Origin of the sequence: Peristeroidobacter soli (genome assembly GCF_004138485.1) — a bacterium.
In the GTDB taxonomy this organism is placed as follows: Bacteria; Pseudomonadota; Gammaproteobacteria; order Steroidobacterales; family Steroidobacteraceae; genus Steroidobacter; species Steroidobacter soli.
Genome location: NZ_RYEV01000003.1, coordinates 312118 through 329021 on the forward strand (window position 1 = coordinate 312118; position 16904 = coordinate 329021).

Genomic DNA, 16904 nt, shown 5'->3' on the forward strand with positions numbered 1-16904 from the left:
TCGGGCCGTGCTGTGCAAGCTGAGAAGTGGGTCCATTTCTTGGCCGTCATCGCTACGTACACTTTCGACTGTCCAGCAAGTGCACGGCCCCGTTTGAATACGCGACCGGCGCACACGGCTCGCGAGAGCCACGCTCAACTCGCACGGAGGCGTCGGTCGCATGGAGCGTCAGAAAAGGGGACTTCGAGTGATTCAAGCCAAGTATCGTAACCGCCTGCCCTTACCTCAGCCCGCCGTCGTGCACGTGCGCCGCTCCTATGCCGAGAGCCGTCACGGCCAGATTCATCTGTCCACGGCTTACCCTTCGGGCGGCGGTTTCGACGAGCGTACACCGGTTGTCTGCCTGCATCACAGTGGCGGGTCAGGCCGGTTGTTCTCACCCGTCCTGCGCGAGCTCGGGCATGACCGCAGCGTCTACGCGCCCGATCTGCCGGGGCATGGTGATTCGGATCCGGCCACCAGCAAGGCGACGGTCGCCGACCTGGCCGCCGCGATCGGCGATTTCGTCGACAGCCTGCGTCTGCGCAATGTCGATCTCGCGGGTTATCAGCTGGGCGCGCTGGTCGCGGCTGAGCTAGCCATTACTCGTCCGCAGACGATCCGTCGCGTGCTGTTGTGGGGCGTGCCGTCCTACTCGGCGCAGGATCGCGCTTCACTTCTGCAAAATGTCCCGTCACCGGGTTCGCGTGAAGACGGCAGCGATGTGTCGGAAGAGTGGAAGCGCACGCTGGAGCGTCGTGGACCGGGTGCGCCCATCAGCGCCTTGACCGATGAGCTGAGCGATCGGCTCCGGGCCGGCGCTGCCGGAACCCGGGCGTTCGTCTCCATGCTCGAGTACCCCACGTCCGAGCGCTTGCCGCTGGTGAAACAGTCGTCGCTGGTGTTGCGGTTGAAGGATGAGTTCTGGGAGCACTCGGGTCGTGCCCGCGCGTCGTTGCCGAACGGGTCGATGCTCGATCTGCCCGACTATGGCCAGGGCTTCCTGAGCGCGGCTCCGCAGCGCTTCACTTCCGTGGCCCGCGAATTCTTCGATCGTTAGGCCGATCGCTCCCAGCTCCAGGCACAGGCGAGACCTGCGATCAGGCAGGTCGTCGCCCAACGCGACGCCATCAACGCCATCGTCTTCGTGGACAAGCCGCGCTCGGGCGCGGCGCTGATCCATGCCGCAACCACCGCGGGCAACGAGACCGGCACCCAGCACAGCATCGCGAACGATATGCCGCGAATCCACCATGGCACGTCGACCACGCCCGCCAATCCCCAGCTGAGCCAGAACAACAGTCCGAGCCCGGTGCCGCAGATCAGATGCAGGAACGCATCGGTGAGGCTCACCGAGCTCATGTGCGTGCCGCGCGAGCTGATCAGCTCGTACACGGAATAGATCACCGAATGAGCCAGCACAGCGACCAGGCCGCTGAGGCTGCCCATGATCAGCAGATAACTCAGTTCCACCATGATGTTCGGGACTTAGCGTAGTACTTGTTGTAGACCGGCGAACAGCTTGTCGATTTCGTCGTGCGTGTTGAACGCGTGCAACGAGATGCGGACCGCGCCTTCGCTCTTGCCGGGCCATTGCAGGTCGCGCGCGAACACGCGATGACCTCGCACCAGCCCGAGTGTGATGTCGGAAGCCAGGCGTCCGGGTACGTGGCAGGCGAGGATGCCGGCCCACAGGCCAGGACGATTCGGCGTCAGCACTTCGACGCCCGGCAGTTGTTGCAAGCGAAGACGTGCGTAGATCGTCAACTCGCGAATGCGTGCTTCGATCCGGCTGCGCAGGACCTGCTGCTGGAAATCGAGCGCCACTTCGGCGCCTCGCAGCGGTGCCCAGCTCAGCGGCACGATGTTTCCTAATTTATGCAGCGCCGCCGGCACGCCGATGTGACCGTTCGATTGAGTCGGCGTGATGACCGGCGGTGACGCATCGATGCCGCGCGGCAGAGTCGGCCAGATGCGCTCGAGCATGTCCCGGCGAACATACAGCATGCCGGTGCCGTTGCTGCCGCCGAGCCACTTGTGAAAGGAGGTGCCGTAGAAATCGCAGCCGAGGTCGCGCAGCTGGAAGTCCAGCATGCCCACTGCCTGCGCGCCGTCGACGATGCTGATCAGATTGCGGCTGCGGGCGAACTGACACAGCTCCTGTACCGGCATCAGCGTGCCGTCCGCATATTGGACGTGCGAGAACAGGATCGCTTTGGTCTTGTCGGTGACCGCGCCGGCGAACAGGCCGAGCGCTTGCTCGGGGCCACTCATCGGTGCCGGCAAGTCGATCTGTTTGACCACGATGCCGCGGCGTCTCGCGAGCAGCAGCCACGGACTGACCGTCGCCGGATGTTCGCGATTGGTCGTGACGATTTCATCGCCGGCATTCAGGTCGAGACCATTCGCGACCGTCGCGAGTGCCTCGCCCGTGCCTCGCGTGAACACGACCTCGTCGGCGTCGCAGCCGATGAAGCCACCGAATGCGGTCGCCATGCGTGTGCTCTCGGCACTCCACTGACCCTCGGCGAACGAGGCGAGGTTCAGGCTTTGCGAGTCGCGCACTCGATATTCAGTCGCCATCGCGGCCCGTAAGGTCGGGCCCGCGGTCGCGACGTCCAGATACGTTCTTTGCAGATCCAGCACCGGTTGAGTGCGAAACCACTGCCACAACTCCTTGGTCGTGGCCGGCATGCTGCCGATGGGTTGGGATGCGGCCGGTGCGGATGCCCCCAGGGCAGCGGCGCCCAGTGATGTCACCACGGAGGAGGCGAGCAGATCGCGGCGGGTCAGGCGGGGGGTCGAATCGTTCATGCGGACATTCAGATGTGAGGGTCTGGCGCGGCGCGCATTATTGCAGGAATGCGGTATCCTGGCCTGTATGTCCCACGATTACCTCGAACGTATTCTCAAAGCGCGCGTCTATGACGTCGCCATCGCCACTCCGCTCGACGCGGCACCGCGGCTCAGCCGCCGGTTGGGCAACAGCATTCTCTTCAAGCGAGAGGATCTGCAGCCGGTGTTCTCGTTCAAGATTCGGGGCGCTTACAACAAGATTGCACACCTGTCGGAAACGACCGCCAAGCGCGGCGTGATTTGCGCCTCCGCCGGCAATCATGCCCAGGGCGTGGCGCTGGCGGCCAGGCGGCGCGGCATTCCGGCCACCATCGTCATGCCTCAGACCACCCCGCAGATCAAAGTGCAGGCGGTATTGGATCACGGCGCCGAGGTCGTGCTCCATGGCGATGATTACGATCAGGCCTACGAACATGCGATGAAGGTGATGAGCGAGCGCCAGCTGGCGTTCATTCATCCGTTCGACGATCCGGACGTGATCGCCGGTCAGGGCACCATCGGCATGGAGCTGTTGCGCCAGTGCGCCGGCGAGCAGATCGACGCCATCTTCATCGCGGTCGGCGGCGGCGGTCTGATCGCGGGTATCGCGGCGTATGTGAAGTATTTGTTTCCCAAGATCAAGATCATCGGCGTCGAGCCCGACGATGCGGACGCGATGTCCAGGTCGCTGCAGGCGGGCAAGCGGGTCATGCTGGAGCGGGTGGGCATTTTTGCCGACGGCGTCGCCGTGCGCCGGGTCGGTGAGGAAACGTTTCGACTGGCGCGCGAGTACGTCGATGAAATCATCCTGGTCAGCACGGATGAGATCTGCGCGGCGATGCAGGACATCTTCGAAGAGAACCGCACCATCGTCGAGCCTTCGGGGGCGCTGTCGGTGGCGGGGATCAAGCGTTACGTTCAGCGCGAGCAGTGCAAGGACCGTACGTTCATCTCCATCAACTGCGGCGCCAATGTGAATTTCGATCGGCTGCGCCACGTGGCTGAACGCGCCGACATCGGCGGTCAGCGCGAGGCGCTGATCTCGGTGGAGATTCCGGAAGTGAAGGGCAGCTTCCTGCGCTTCTGCGAGCAGCTCGGCCGGCGTGCCGTCACTGAATTCAACTATCGCTACAGCGACGCCACGTCCGCGCAGCTGTTCGTCGGCTTTTCGTTGAGCGACGGGCGCCGTGAGAAAGAGGCGGTCATCAAGTCGCTCAAGGACACGGGCTATACCGTGCACGACATGAGCGACAACGAAGTCGCCAAGCTGCACGTCCGCTACATGATCGGCGGCCACGCCCGTGGCCTCGAGCACGAACGCCTGTTCCGCTTCGAATTCCCCGAACGCCCCGGCGCTCTGCTGAAGTTCCTCAACGCCATCGGCACCCGCTGGAACATCACCCTGTTTCACTACCGCAACCATGGCTCCGATTACGGCCGCGTCCTGGTCGGCGTCCAGATCCCACCGACCGAAAGCACCGAGTTCGACCTGCACGTCCGCGAACTGAAGTACGTGTACGCGGAGGAAACGGATAACGCGGCTTACAAGATGTTCCTGGGCGGATGACAAGCGATGGCGGCGCCAGTCTCCCGCCTCGGAAGACAGATCGCCGAAGTTACGACGGCGCTGCGACTGGTCTCGGATACGACTGCCTGCATCGAAGCGCCGCGACGAGCGGGTCGATTTCCTGTACGCCAGCCGCCCGATCGCTCGTAGATTGCTGGCTGGCGCCCGCGAGGTAAAAACCTCCTTCGGTGATCTGCGTGTCATCAGCACCGAGGGACTGATCGGTTTCAAGCTCCAGGGCTGGATCAACGATCCTCGCCGCACGCGCGATATGGAAGACATTCGAGCACTACTGCGTGCCAACCGGAGCGCCGTGGACATAAAGGAAGTGCGCGAGTACTTTCAGTTGTTCGACCGTATGGAATTGCTCGATGAGCTCCTCCGAGAAATCAACTGACGCTCCAATAGCTGCCGGGGGTGGTGTTATTCCGCCTGCGGCTACGCCTGCCGATCCGTTTCAGGCGTTGGACGACCTGATGGCCGTGATCGAGGAGCTGTGCCCGGTCTGGCCGCCGCGGCCAACGTTTACCAAAGAGTCGCAGAACCGCTTGTAATCACGAGCGGCTACTCAGCGCTGCCCAGACTGGCCAGCGCTTCCTTCGCACGCTTCGTGATCGCGGCGTCTTCGCCTTGGGCTTTGGCGAGGATGGGATAGCTGTCGCGCAGGAGGGGCGCGGCGTCGGTGGGGCGTTTTTGGGCGAGCAGGGTGCGGCCGAGGGAGCTGTTGATGGCGGCGAGTTGGGGGCTGTCGGCGGCCAGGGATTTGGTGGCGATTTGCGAAGCCTGGCGCAATGTCTGTTCGGCTTCTTTCAGGCGACCTTGTTCGAGCTGGGCGCGGCCGAGGCCGGACAAAGCGGAGGCGGTGTAGGGGTGGTCGGCCGGTAGAGTGGCGGCATAGATTGCCAACGCGGCGCTGAAGTCTTCCTGGGCGCGAGCTGGATTGCCGGCATCGATGCGTACCAGGCCGAGGTTCACGAGGTCGTGCCCGACGTAAGGATGTTGATCGCCGCGGGCCTTGCGATCCAATTCGACGACTCGCACCAATACCTGCTCCGCCTGCGCGAGATCGCCGCGACGGTGCAGGAAGCGGCCGTAGTTGCCGCTGGCATCCAGAGTCATCGGATGCGTTTCGCCTAACACCTTGCTCAGGATCTGCAGCGATTCGGTATAGAGCGGCGCCGCTTCGTCGAGCTTGCCCTGGGATTGCAGCGTGAACGCCAGGTTCTGCACATGGATGCCGGTGCTCGGGTGATCGTTGCCGAGCACCTGACGATCGATGTCCAGCGCCGCGCGATACAACGTCGCCGCGTGCTCGAAGTTACTGCGATACGCATCCAGGCTGGCCAGCTCACTCATCACGGACGCCGCCTCGATAGTGCGGTCCTTCTGATGCTGCTTGTAGATGCCGAGCGCATCGTTGAAATAGCGCTCCGCGACGTCCAGCTCTCCGCGCAGCTGTGCCACACGGCCGTGAGCCTGCAGCGTCGGCGCGATCGCCAGCGCATCGGCGCCCAACAATTCCTTCTGCATGGTCAACGCCGCGTTGAGATGCTCGGCACACGCGTCGAGCTGGCCGCGATCGCAGAGCGCGTTGCCGAGCGCCACGCGTGCTTGCGCAACCTCGGGCGCTCGTTCGCCGTGAATACGCACGCGTGACTTCAAGGCGTCTTCGAGCAACTCCACGGAGCTGTCATAGAGCCCCATGCTGCCGTAAACGCGCCCGATGGTTCCCAACAGCGTCGCCCGCGTTTCGGGTTGATCATTCAGACCCAGGCGGATCCGTCGTGCACCGATGTCGAGCATTTCGCGGGCGGTCACTTGATTGCCGCGACTACGCGAAGGATCGGACAGCTCGAACAGCTCCACCAGGAACGACGAGATCTGCTCCGCGCGAGTCCGCTCGGCGGTGGCAACGTCGCGTTCCTCCGCAATTCGTTGCGACTGGATGTAAGTGACAGCGGAGAAGGCGGCGAGCGTAACCACTGCCACGACACCCGCGGCCACCGACCAGGCATGCCGCCTGATGAATTTGCGTGTCCGATACAGCCAGGTGTCACTGGTTGCTAGTACCGGCTGGCCCGAAAGGTGATGCTCCAGATCCGCCGCGAGTTGTTCCGCGGATGCATAGCGACGCTCCGGATCCTTACGCATCGCCATGCCGATGATGTTGTCCAGATCGCCGCGCAATTCACGCTCGAGGCGCGAGGGCGTTGTCGCGCGATGCGCAGCGAAGTCCGCCATCAGCTCCGGTGATTCCGAATGCACGCGCGCTACCATCGCGCTAGGTGGCAAGGCCTCCTGCTCACAAATGATGCGTTCCATGTCCGTGAGGCTGGTACCGATCAAATGGAACGGCCGCTTCCCGCACAACAACTCGTAGAGCAGTACGCCCAGCACGTAGATGTCGCTGGCGGTGGTGATCACATCGCCGCGCACTTGCTCGGGGCTGGCATGCGCGGGCGTCATCACTCTGTACTCGAAGTGGGTGACTGCGAGCGTATGCGCGGAGTGGCGCGAGTCGAGCAGCTTGGCGATGCCGAAGTCCAGCAGTTTGGGCACGCCGTCTGGCGTAATCAGGATGTTGTTGGGCTTCAGATCCCGATGCACGATCAGGTTTTGATGCGCGTAATGGACGGCGCCGCAAATGGTGCGGATCAGTTGCAGCCGTGCCTCGATGGGCAGGCGGCGACGGTCGCAATAAGCATCGATGGGCTCGCCATCGATGTACTCCATGACCAGATACGGCGTGCCATCGGGAGCGCGACCGCCGTCGAGCAGGCGCGCGATGTTCGGGTGTTGCAGCGTCGCCAGGATCTGCCGCTCCATGCGTAGGCGGCTTTGAATCTGCGGTGAGAACAGCCCGCCGCGCACGATCTTCAGCGCGACCCGCTGTTGATACTCCTCGTCGGCGCGCTCGGCGAGATACACGTCGCCCATGCCGCCGGAGCCGAGTTTGCGCACGATGCGGTAGCGGCCCAGCAGTTGTCCTTCCAGCGATTCCAGCGGCGACATGCGGATGCTTTCGCCGGCCGCGACTTCGTCCCAGAAGCCTTGCTCCTGCGCCGCCCTTTCGCCGAGGGCGTCGCCGAGCGCCTGCATGACATGCGACAGCAATGTTTCATCGGCCCCGCAGGCGCGGCGCACGTAGTCGCCCCGGTCCTGCGTGCTCATTCCACGCGCGTGCGCGACGATGGTCGTGACTTGTTCGTGAATGTTCTTGCCGTTTTCCATCGGACGCCAATCATGCATCAGAGGCCGAGCAACCGTGTAATATTCTTATGGCACGAGACTAACGTGACACAAAACTGAAAAGTGGGACTAACCCGGAGGAATCATGGCAACGAAGCGTAAGGCGAGCAAAAAGGCCGGCAAGAAGAAGGCGGCCAAGAAAAAGGTCGTCATCGCCAAAAAGAAGGTTGGCAAGAAGAAGGCTGGCAAGAAGAAGGTCGTTCGCGCCGGTGACGGCGTGGTCCGCACCCCGCAGAAGCCCTGATCGCACGCCGACGAAAGTGAGCGATGCCGTGGCCGAAAGGCGTACGGCATCGCCATTCCTCCCCAGCCTCCTCGCCCTTCATGTATAGATCGCTGCGCCCCCTCCAACACCAACAGCTCCAGGCGCGCGACCTGACCTTCCATGGGTATCGCTGGCCTGGCACCGAGCCGGAGCCGCTGGTGCTGTTGCACGGTTGGGGCGATACGGGCGAGACCTATCAGTTCCTGGTCGATTGTTTTGCCGCCGACCGTAGCTGTGTCGCCATCGACATGCGCGGCTTCGGCCGGACCCAGCGCCCCGTCGATGGCTATTGGTTTCCAGACTACCTTGCCGATCTCGACGCGCTGCTGGACCAACTGGCGCCAGGGGCGCCGGTCGATCTCGTCGGTCACAGCATGGGCGGCAACATCGCGACGCTGTATTCCGGCGTGCGGCCGCAACGCATACGCCGGCTCATCAGCCTCGAAGGCTTTGGGATGCCGCGCACGACGCCCGATCAGGCGCCTGCTCGCTACGCGCAATGGCTCGATGAGGTGAAGCAAGGCACCGAATTCGCCGTCTACGAAAGTTACGACCAGTTGGTTCGTGTGCTCGGCCGTCGCAACCCGCGCACGCCGAGAGATCGTCTGGAGTTCATCGCGCGCTCCTGGGGACAGCCGCGCGACGACGGCAAGATCGAACTGCGGGCCGACCCGAAACACAAACGAGTGAACCCCGTGCTGTACTCACGCGAGCAGGCCGAAGCGTGCTGGCAGGCGATCGAGGCGCCGGTGTTGTTTGTATCGGGCGATCAGTCCGATCTGGTGAAGCGCATGGGCGATGAGCTGGCCGAGTCGAAGTTGCGGTCGGTGTATCGCAATCTCACGCTCGCCAGCGTCGCTGACGCCGGCCACATGATGCATCACGAGCGGCCGGGTGAAGTGGCGGCGCTGATCGAAGAGTTCCTCGAGACCCAATGAAAAGGGCCTGCGTCGCTGGCGCAACGCAGGCCCCCGAAACCAACGAGCGATCGATTATTTCTTCAGCTCGTCGGCGGCGTCCTTGGCGCCGTCGCGCGCTTCATCCATGGCGTCGTCGACCTTGTTGGCCGTCGATTCCTTGCCGCCGTTCTTCATGGTGTCGATGGCTTCGTCGACTTCCTCGCCGGCCTGTTCCACCGGGCCTTTCTTCTCGCAGGCCGCCAGGCTCAGGCTCAGGGTGGTGGCGAGCATCGCGGACCAGAGCAGTTTCGCAGTCGTCGTCTTCATGATGTTTCCTCCGCTGGTACTGAATTTCGTCAGAAAAACGTTTACGACTGCGGTAAGTTCCGGATTGCTGCGCTGGAACCGGACATAAGTTCGCGCGTTCGGAGACTGAAACGGCGAGCGATAAGGAGGTTGCAAGCTGAAGATTTCTCAACGAGGGTACGGAGGTTCACATGCTGTCTTGGGCGCTGACATTCTTTGTGGTCGCGATCATTGCCGCGGTGCTGGGCTTCACCAGCATTGCCGGTGCCGCGGCCGGTATCGCGAAAATCTGTTTCTTTATTTTCCTGGTCCTGACCTTGGTGGCATTGGTGGGTGGCGCATTGCGCGGCAGGCCCCCGGTGTGACAAGCAGGACAAGCAAAAAGAAACGGGGCCGACTGGCCCCGTTTTTTTATGCCCGAATGCAGGACTGGCGTTATGCGAACAGCAAAGCCTGGCTGACGGCAACCCGCACGGTTTCAGGCACGAACGGCTTGGTGACCAGGAATGTAGGCTCGGGACGCTCGCCTGTCAGCAGACGCTCCGGATACGCGGTGATGAACACGATGGGCACTTCGACCTCGCTCAGGATCTGGCGGACCGCGTCGATGCCGGAGCTGCCGTCGGCCAGTTTGATGTCCGCGAGCACCAGGCCCGGCTCGGTCTTGCGAGCGGCGCGGACCGCTTCGTCGCGGGTGGTCGCGATCGCGGCGACGGTGTGACCCATCTCGCGCACGATGCTCTGCAGGTCCAGAGAGATGATGGGCTCGTCCTCGATGATAAGGACCTTGGTGCTGGGCTGATTGGAGATCTCCCGCACCGCCTGGCTCACCATCTGTTTTACTTCTTCTTCATCGACGCTGAGGATGTGGGCCGCGTCGCTGATATTGAATCCTTCCATCGCCGTGAGCAGCAGCGCCTGACGGCGCGCCGGGGTGAGCTCGCTCAAGCGGCGCTCGACGCCATCCGCGTCACGCTTCAACGCGGCCGCGGGCACTTCGACGTGCGCGCTGTTCCAGAGTTTGTGGAACAAGCGATACAGCCCAACCCTTGGGGACAGGCGGGCATCCAATACGGATGTATCGGCAACAATGGCTTCCAGACATGCCCGGACATAGGCATCGCCACTTTTCTGCGTACCACACAGCGCGCGGGCGTACCGGCGCAGATAGGGCAGATGTTCGGCGATGGCGTGAGCTAAGGCCATGGAGACTCCTGAGACGGTTTCTTTAGCGGCGCGGCAGAACGTTCGAGAACTGGGCGCTCGGGACTGAATGCAGCAATACTATGTACGAAGTAGGTGGAAGGTTCCTTACTCCCTGGAACTTTTTCACGGCACGAAGCGTTTCCTCCGCCACTGAACCGACCTAAGCCGGCGTTGAGCCGCGCCATTACTGAATCAGCCATGATCATGAGTGAGCAAACCAAGCCTGGCGAGCCCGTCGAAGCACCGGCTGCGAGTACGACGGAGCAAGTCCCCGACTGGCTCGGCTCGCGCCTGAAGCGCATGTTCACCGACGTCATGGACGAGCCCGTGCCGGACGAGTTCAAGGCGCTGCTGAAACAGCTGGAAGACAAGGAGCGTGGCGCTTGAGCGGCGACAACGGAACCCACGACGACACCGTGGCCTCCGGCGCGCAGCCCAGCCAGCGAAAGCCTTCCATGACCGGTCAGGACAAATTTCTGGAGCAAGTGACGGCGTTGTTGCCGGCCTTGCGTGCTTTCGGACGGTCCTTGTGCGGCGACCCGGCGCGTGCCGACGATCTCGTGCAGGACACCGTGCTGAAGGCATGGACCAACCGCGAGCAATTCCAGACGGGCAGCAATCTGAAAGCCTGGTTGTTCACCATCCTGCGCAATTGCTACTACTCGGAGCTGCGCCATCGGAAGTTCGAGATCGAGGATCCGGACGGCATCTGCGCTTCGCAGATGGCCATCGCGCCGGATCACGATGCCAAACTGCATCTGCGCGATCTGAACCGCGCGCTGCAGGAGTTGCCGGTGGATCAGCGCGAAGCACTGGTGCTGGTGTGCGCGACCGGCCTGTCCTACGAAGAAGCGGCGGACGTGTGCCAGGTCGCGGTGGGCACAATCAAGAGCCGTATTGCGCGTGCCCGCGATCGCCTGGTCGAGCTGCTCGGCGAGGACGCCACACAGGTGACTGGAACGTTGCCCGCGGTGAACTCTCTCAGCGAGTCCAACATCAGCAACGAACGGCGTTCGGGCGCGTCCTGAGCGTCGGCTCGCGCTGGGATCTCTAGATGTAGTCGTCGCGGGGAGTCGCTTTGAAGAGCGCCAAGATCGTCGCCGCGCCACGTTCCTGGTTTGGCCGGAATGCGGGCCTGCGTCCGCGCCTCGTCCTCATCGTCGGCATTGCCATGCTGGCGCCGGGCGCGCTCGCGGTCTTGCAAGCGATTTCCAGCTACAACAGCAGCATGCGCATCCTGGAGCAGAACCTCGCCCAGGCCGCGCAGCTGTCCGCGACGGAACAGGTCAATATGATCTCGGCGTCGCGCGAGATTCTCACCAGCCTGGCGGCGCAACCCGACGTTCGTAACGGCGAAGGGCCGGCCTGCCGGCGCGCCTTGCAACGGGCCATCGGCGGACTCGATCAATATTCGGGTGCCTCGGTCGTCGATGCCAAAGGCGATTTCACCTGCGCCTCGGGTCCGACGCGTACGGGCGTGAACGTTGCCGACCGGCAGTGGTTCATCTCGGTGATGAGCGGCGACGGCTTCGTCATCAGCGATCTGATCGTGAGTCGCTGGCTCGGCACCTGGGGCATCGTCACCGCCGTGCCGCTGGTCGACGAGAACGGTGTCATTCAAGGTGCGGTGGCGCTGTTCATCGGTCTGGACTGGCTGACGCGTCGTTATCACTACGGTAACGAGGCCGAGGACACCGCGTTCGCGCTGCTCGACAGTCAGGGCGAGATCATCACGGGCGAATCCGAACGCTCGCCGGCCAGATCGCCGCTGCCCTCCCGCGACATCGTGAACGAGCATCTGCGCGAGCACATGCAGGGCGGTCAGACCCAGACCTTCCGGGCGCGCGGCCACGATGGAACGTGGCGTCTCTATGCCATCAGCCCGCTGCTCGGCGGACGCATCTTCGTGATCCTCGGCACGCCGGTGTTGACCGCGATCGGGCCATTGGCGCTGCAAGTCGCGTGGGGTGTGCTCACTCCTTTATTAATGTGGGCACTGGCCATTGCCGTCGTGTGGTTCGGCATCGAGCATCTGGTAGTGCGTTGGATCACCTATCTCGAGCGCATTACGTCGGCGTATGCGGCCGGCCGTCACAGCGTGCGTCCGGAGCGCGTCAGTGCGGCGCCGGCCGAGATTCGCAGTCTCGGTGAGACGTTCTCACGCATGGCCGACTTGCTGTCGGCGCGCGAGAACGAGCTGCGCGACTCGCTCCAGCAGAAAGAGATCCTGGTGCGCGAGATCCATCACCGGGTGAAGAACAATCTGCAGCTGGTGATGAGCTTGCTCAATCTGCACGCGCGCCGCATTCGCGATCCGCGCGCCGAGGTTGCATTCGCCGAGGCGCGCAGCCGTATCAATGCGCTCGCGACGTTGCACCGACGCTTATATGAGTCCGAGAGCCTGCAGGAGATCGACCTGAAGTGGTTCCTCGAAGACTTGTGCGCGGAGCTGCGTCGAGGCGGCTTGTCTCGAGGTCGCAATGTCGAACTGACCGTCGACTCGCCGAGCGAAGTCATCGGCCCTGACGTTGCTGTGCCACTGGGCTTGCTGGTGACCGAGGCCATCACCAATGCGTACAAGCATGCATTCAACGAGCGCGACGGCGGCCACATCAAGGTGCAGATCGTGCGCGAGTCGCCGTCGACGCTGCTGCTGACCATTCGCGACGACGGCATCGGCTTCGACATGGCGGCCAGCTCGCCGGATCAAAGCGGGCTGGGTCGCTCGCTCATCGAGGCGTTCGTGCGTCAGCTGCGTGGCGAGCTGGAGATGCGCTCGGACGAGGGCACCGTCGTGCAGATCAAGTTCCCGGCCCCGTTGAAGGCGGCCGACAAGAAGCAGGGCGGGCATCACTCGCCGCATCATCCGAGTGCACACAACGTGTCCGGCATGGCGCAGCCGGGTCCGGTCGACGCGCCGGCCCCGGAACAGCCGACGACCAAGTCAGCCTGATGCCGCCAGCACAAAACTGATCGATCCCGGCTGGGTCTTTGCGGCGCGTACCAGTATCCTGGCGCGTCTGTAACGGACTCCTTCCCGGCATCGCATGACCAGCCTGAGTGCGCAAACGCAAAGCGTGCTGCGCCAACCGAATCTATTGTGCTTCATCGGCGGCCGCTTCCTGGCCTCGCTCGGGGCGCAGATCCAGGTGGTCGCGGTGGGCTGGCAGATGTACGACATCACCGGCGACCCGCTCGACCTCGGCTTGATCGGTTTGTCGCAGTTCATTCCGTTCGTGGCCTTGATTTTTCCGGCCGGTCACGCCGCGGACAATCACAACCGCGCCCGCATCGTCACGACCTGTTATTTCGCCAGCTCGCTGTGCGCGCTGGCCTTGTTGGTCATGACGCTGCACGGTCTGCTGTCGGCGTGGCCGATCTTCATGGTGATGATGGTGCTCGGCGCGTCTCGCGCTTTCTGGATGCCGGCCGCGCAGTCGCTGTTGCCGAACCTGGTGCCGGCCGACACGTTCCGGCGAGCGGTGGCGTTGAATTCATCGTCGCAACAGATCGCGACCATCATCGGTCCGGCGGTCGGCGGTGTGCTGTATCTCGCCGGCCCGTCGGTGGTGTACTCAACAGTGATGGTGCTGGTGTTGACCGCCGCGCTGCTGATGCTTCGAGTTCGCGGCGGCAGCGAGGTTGCGAACACCACGCGCGAACCGTTGAACTTGCAGAACCTGCTCTCCGGTCTGAAGTTCGTGCGCTCACGACCCGTGGTGCTCGGCGCGATCTCGCTCGACCTGTTCGCGGTCATGCTCGGCGGCGCCACGGCGTTGATGCCGATGTTCGCGAGCGACATTCTTCACGTCGGCCCGACCGGTCTCGGTCTGTTACGAACCGCGCCAGGCATCGGTGCCGCGGCCTGTGGATTGATGCTGGCGTTGAGTCCGATTTCGCGACACGTCGGTTTGTGGATGTTCGGCGGCGTGGCGACGTTCGGGGTCGCGACCGTCGTGTTCGGCCTGAGCACCCACTTCTATTTGTCGATGGTTGCATTGGTCGTGCTCGGCGCCTCCGACATGGTCAGCGTGTACGTGCGTCATCTGCTCGTGCAGCTCGATACGCCCGACTACATTCGCGGCCGGGTCAGCGCGGTGAGTGCGGTGTTCATCGGCGCGTCGAACGAGCTGGGCGACTTCGAATCAGGTGTGATGGCGAAGTGGTGGGGCGCCGTTCGGGCCGTGGTCATCGGCGGTGTCGCCACGCTGGTGGTGACCGGCTTGTGGTCGCGATTCTTTCCGGTGCTATGGAAGATGCAGGAGTTCCCCGAGCAGAAAAAATAGTTCTCGGGAGGGAGTTGCCAAGCTGGGTTTATATCCAGTACGCTTCCGTCCATGCCCAGCCCGATTCGCCCTGCTGTTCGCATTGGACGCGGCGCCGTGTCGAATCCTGCTGGGCGCTTTGAAGCCACGCGTGTCGAAGTCGTCGAGGACGGTTGGGCCACTGAATCGACCAGCCTCGATGAAGCGTTGCCGCCGCTCCAGACCACGGTGCAGCCGGAGCCGGCGCGCTCCATCATCAGCCGCAATAAATCGCCCGATATTCCCTTCGATCAGTCGATCAATCCTTATCGGGGCTGTGAGCACGGCTGCATCTATTGTTATGCACGGCCCTCGCACGGCTATCTGAATCTGTCGCCGGGTCTCGATTTCGAGACCAAGCTGTTCTACAAGGCGGACGCCGCGCGCCTGCTGGAACAGGAGCTGTCGGCGCGCAACTATCGCTGCTCGCCCATCACCATCGGCGCCAACACCGATCCCTATCAGCCCATCGAGCGTGAGTACCGGGTGACCCGGAGCATCATCGAAGTGCTGGCGAAGCGCCGGCATCCGTTTTCCATCATCACCAAGAGCGCCATGATCGAGCGGGATATCGACCTGCTGGCGCCGCTGGCCAGGGACAACCTGGTTTACGCTCTGGTCAGCGTCACCACGCTCAACAACGACATCAAGCGCACACTCGAGCCGCGCACAGCATCGCCGTCAGCGCGACTGCGAGCCATTCGCAGCTTGAGCGACGCCGGAATACCCGTAGGCGTGATGATTGCGCCCGTCGTCCCGGTACTCACTGATTCGGAGCTGGAAAAAATTATCGAGGCAGCGGCGGGTGCCGGCGCGCGTTCGGCGGGTTACGTGTTGCTGCGATTACCGTATGAGTTGAAGGATCTGTTTCGCGAATGGCTGGAGCAGAACGAGCCGCTCAAGGCCAGGCACGTCTGGTCGAGACTGCACGACATGCGCGGTGGTCGCGACAACGACCCGCGCTGGGGTCATCGTCAGCGCGGTGAAGGTCAATATGCCGAGTTGCTGGCGCAGCGGTTCGCGGCGGCGTGCGCGCGATACGGACTCAAACATCGCGAGAGATTTGTGCACAACACGGCGTTGTTTGTTGCGGGCTCCACTGCAAGTAGCGGCGACTCGCGGCAATTGTCGTTGCTTTGAAGCGGCGACGCACGCGCCGCTCGCTGTCACATTGCGGTGAATGGACGTTGTCCCAAGGGCCCATTTGACATTGCTCTTTTAATTCGCGATTCACCAGCAGCGGTGCTTGCGCGTTTTCCCGGCATTGACGTATGAATGGCTGGCGTATACTCGATCGTAAAGGTCGAGCGAGACGCGCCCGGTGAACCGAGCAGGAAGCGAATCGGATTGCCGGCAACTGGCGAACGCTTCAGGACGGATGTTCCTCGGCAGACCTGCAATCCTGGAGAAGATCATGAACTCTGGTGTCACTGTCTCGCCGCGTCTCGCGATGGCCATCGCGACGGTGGCCACAACACTGGCCACGAGCGGCTGCATGACCGCCAAGATCGAGGAGCTGCGTGAGGCGCCGACGCAAATCTCGCAAAAGGATGCGATCGTGCTGCTCGCCAAGCCGCATCTGGAAGGCACGGGCACGGAAGACAAATTTCTGGATTGTCTGGAGCGCGAGCTGGTCGGTGAATCGGTCTCCGCGACCGTTGCCGAGAGGCAACGCGCAGGCAAGGCCTTCGAACCTCGCAGTAATTTGAGCAAGGGTCCGTTCCAGATTTACGCGGACCACTATTTCGTCGATGCGTTGTATCCCTGGCTCGAACCCAGCACCGCGCCGGCCAACGCTCAGGGCTTCAGCGCGTTCCTCGCGCGTCCCGGCGTTTCCGAGCGCGTCGCCGAGATGGGCGTGCGTTACATCGTGTGGGTCGACGGCGTGACGCAAAAGACCGACGGCGGCGGCAGCATCGCCTGCGCGGCCGGTCCCGGCGGCGCCGGTTGCCTCGGCCTGGGCTGGTGGGAGAAATCTTCCGATTACGAAGCGACGGTCTGGGATCTGCGCCAGGGCATCAGTGCCGGCAGTCTGACCACCGACGTGAAAGGCACGTCGGTAATGATCGGCGCCATCGCTCCGATTCCGCTGATTGCACCGGTGCAGAGCACGGCCTGCGATCGGATGGCGGGGCAGTTGAAATCGTTCCTGTTGGGCACGGATGACGAGGAGACAGCGGCGGTCTCGCACAACTGAGGACCGCGTGAGCCTGACTCGTCATTTCGCGCATTGAACTTGGAGGCGGCACATCCATCGAACGTGGGCTGACCTCAACCGACTTGGGTCAGCGCGC

General features: G+C 63.1%; 17 protein-coding genes. 12 read left to right on the forward strand and 5 right to left on the reverse strand.

The features are described 5' to 3' along the window. Window positions 1-187 precede the first annotated feature (187 nt). On the forward strand, window positions 188-1039 hold the full coding sequence (locus tag EKO19_RS10170) for an alpha/beta fold hydrolase (protein ID WP_157995204.1): 852 nt from the start codon (window positions 188-190) through the stop codon (window positions 1037-1039). Here EKO19_RS10170 and EKO19_RS10175 read toward each other — a convergent pair. After that, the gene (locus tag EKO19_RS10175) at window positions 1036-1455 is read right to left on the reverse strand and encodes a hypothetical protein (protein WP_129776314.1); all 420 of its coding nucleotides are present in this window, start codon (window positions 1453-1455) and stop codon (window positions 1036-1038) included. The genes EKO19_RS10170 and EKO19_RS10175 overlap by 4 nt on opposite strands. 12 nt (window positions 1456-1467) lie before the next feature. Then, complete coding sequence (locus EKO19_RS10180) at window positions 1468-2793, reverse strand: aminotransferase class V-fold PLP-dependent enzyme (RefSeq protein WP_129776315.1); 1326 nt, start codon at window positions 2791-2793, stop codon at window positions 1468-1470. A 67-nt stretch (window positions 2794-2860) separates the two neighbouring features. Here EKO19_RS10180 and ilvA point away from each other — a divergent pair, with 67 nt between their 5' ends. Together ilvA and EKO19_RS10190 are read left to right on the forward strand one after the other, a co-directional pair. Continuing rightward, window positions 2861-4381, forward strand: coding sequence for a threonine ammonia-lyase, biosynthetic (gene ilvA / locus EKO19_RS10185; RefSeq protein WP_129776316.1), 1521 nt, complete (start codon window positions 2861-2863; stop codon window positions 4379-4381). Window positions 4382-4532: 151 nt separating this feature from the next. Continuing rightward, window positions 4533-4778 carry a hypothetical protein gene (locus tag EKO19_RS10190; protein ID WP_129776317.1) on the forward strand — a complete coding sequence of 82 codons (246 nt, stop codon included), beginning with the start codon at window positions 4533-4535 and terminating at the stop codon, window positions 4776-4778. A gap of 167 nt (window positions 4779-4945) precedes the next feature. On the opposite strand, the gene EKO19_RS10195 is transcribed toward EKO19_RS10190, so the two are convergent. Next, a complete protein-coding gene (locus EKO19_RS10195) occupies window positions 4946-7612 on the reverse strand; it encodes a serine/threonine-protein kinase (protein WP_175597015.1) in 2667 nt (888 codons plus the stop codon). A gap of 103 nt (window positions 7613-7715) precedes the next feature. Between EKO19_RS10195 and EKO19_RS38230 the strand changes: the two genes are divergently transcribed. Further along, on the forward strand, window positions 7716-7874 hold the full coding sequence (locus EKO19_RS38230; RefSeq protein ID WP_157995205.1) for a hypothetical protein: 159 nt from the start codon (window positions 7716-7718) through the stop codon (window positions 7872-7874). An 80-nt stretch (window positions 7875-7954) separates the two neighbouring features. Continuing rightward, a complete protein-coding gene (locus tag EKO19_RS10200; RefSeq protein ID WP_157995206.1) occupies window positions 7955-8833 on the forward strand; it encodes an alpha/beta fold hydrolase in 879 nt (292 codons plus the stop codon). 54 nt (window positions 8834-8887) lie between these two features. On the opposite strand, the gene EKO19_RS10205 is transcribed toward EKO19_RS10200, so the two are convergent. Continuing rightward, window positions 8888-9121 (reverse strand): hypothetical protein, encoded by a 234-nt coding sequence (locus EKO19_RS10205; RefSeq protein ID WP_217705240.1) that lies wholly within the window; start codon window positions 9119-9121, stop codon window positions 8888-8890. Window positions 9122-9291: 170 nt separating this feature from the next. Between EKO19_RS10205 and EKO19_RS10210 the strand changes: the two genes are divergently transcribed. Further along, a complete protein-coding gene (locus EKO19_RS10210; RefSeq protein ID WP_129776320.1) occupies window positions 9292-9465 on the forward strand; it encodes a DUF1328 domain-containing protein in 174 nt (57 codons plus the stop codon). Window positions 9466-9535: 70 nt separating this feature from the next. On the opposite strand, the gene EKO19_RS10215 is transcribed toward EKO19_RS10210, so the two are convergent. Next, entirely contained in the window at window positions 9536-10306 is a 771-nt protein-coding gene (locus EKO19_RS10215; protein ID WP_129776321.1) for a response regulator, read from the reverse strand. A gap of 204 nt (window positions 10307-10510) precedes the next feature. On the opposite strand from EKO19_RS10215, the gene EKO19_RS10220 reads away from it, so the two are divergent. The 6 genes from EKO19_RS10220 to EKO19_RS10245 all read left to right on the forward strand — a co-directional run bounded on the left by EKO19_RS10220 (window position 10511) and on the right by EKO19_RS10245 (window position 16807). After that, window positions 10511-10693 carry a NepR family anti-sigma factor gene (locus tag EKO19_RS10220; RefSeq protein WP_129776322.1) on the forward strand — a complete coding sequence of 61 codons (183 nt, stop codon included), beginning with the start codon at window positions 10511-10513 and terminating at the stop codon, window positions 10691-10693. Beyond that, window positions 10690-11334 carry a sigma-70 family RNA polymerase sigma factor gene (locus EKO19_RS10225; protein WP_217705242.1) on the forward strand — a complete coding sequence of 215 codons (645 nt, stop codon included), beginning with the start codon at window positions 10690-10692 and terminating at the stop codon, window positions 11332-11334. Before EKO19_RS10220 ends, EKO19_RS10225 begins: the two co-directional genes overlap by 4 nt. A 50-nt stretch (window positions 11335-11384) precedes the next feature. Continuing rightward, entirely contained in the window at window positions 11385-13259 is a 1875-nt protein-coding gene (locus EKO19_RS10230; RefSeq protein WP_129776323.1) for a sensor histidine kinase, read from the forward strand. 94 nt (window positions 13260-13353) lie between these two features. After that, window positions 13354-14592 carry an MFS transporter gene (locus EKO19_RS10235; protein ID WP_129776324.1) on the forward strand — a complete coding sequence of 413 codons (1239 nt, stop codon included), beginning with the start codon at window positions 13354-13356 and terminating at the stop codon, window positions 14590-14592. A gap of 51 nt (window positions 14593-14643) precedes the next feature. Beyond that, on the forward strand, window positions 14644-15750 hold the full coding sequence (locus tag EKO19_RS10240) for a PA0069 family radical SAM protein (RefSeq protein ID WP_129776325.1): 1107 nt from the start codon (window positions 14644-14646) through the stop codon (window positions 15748-15750). Window positions 15751-16024: 274 nt separating this feature from the next. Next, the gene (locus tag EKO19_RS10245) at window positions 16025-16807 is read left to right on the forward strand and encodes a hypothetical protein (RefSeq protein ID WP_129776326.1); all 783 of its coding nucleotides are present in this window, start codon (window positions 16025-16027) and stop codon (window positions 16805-16807) included. The last annotated feature ends 97 nt before the right edge of the window (window positions 16808-16904 follow it).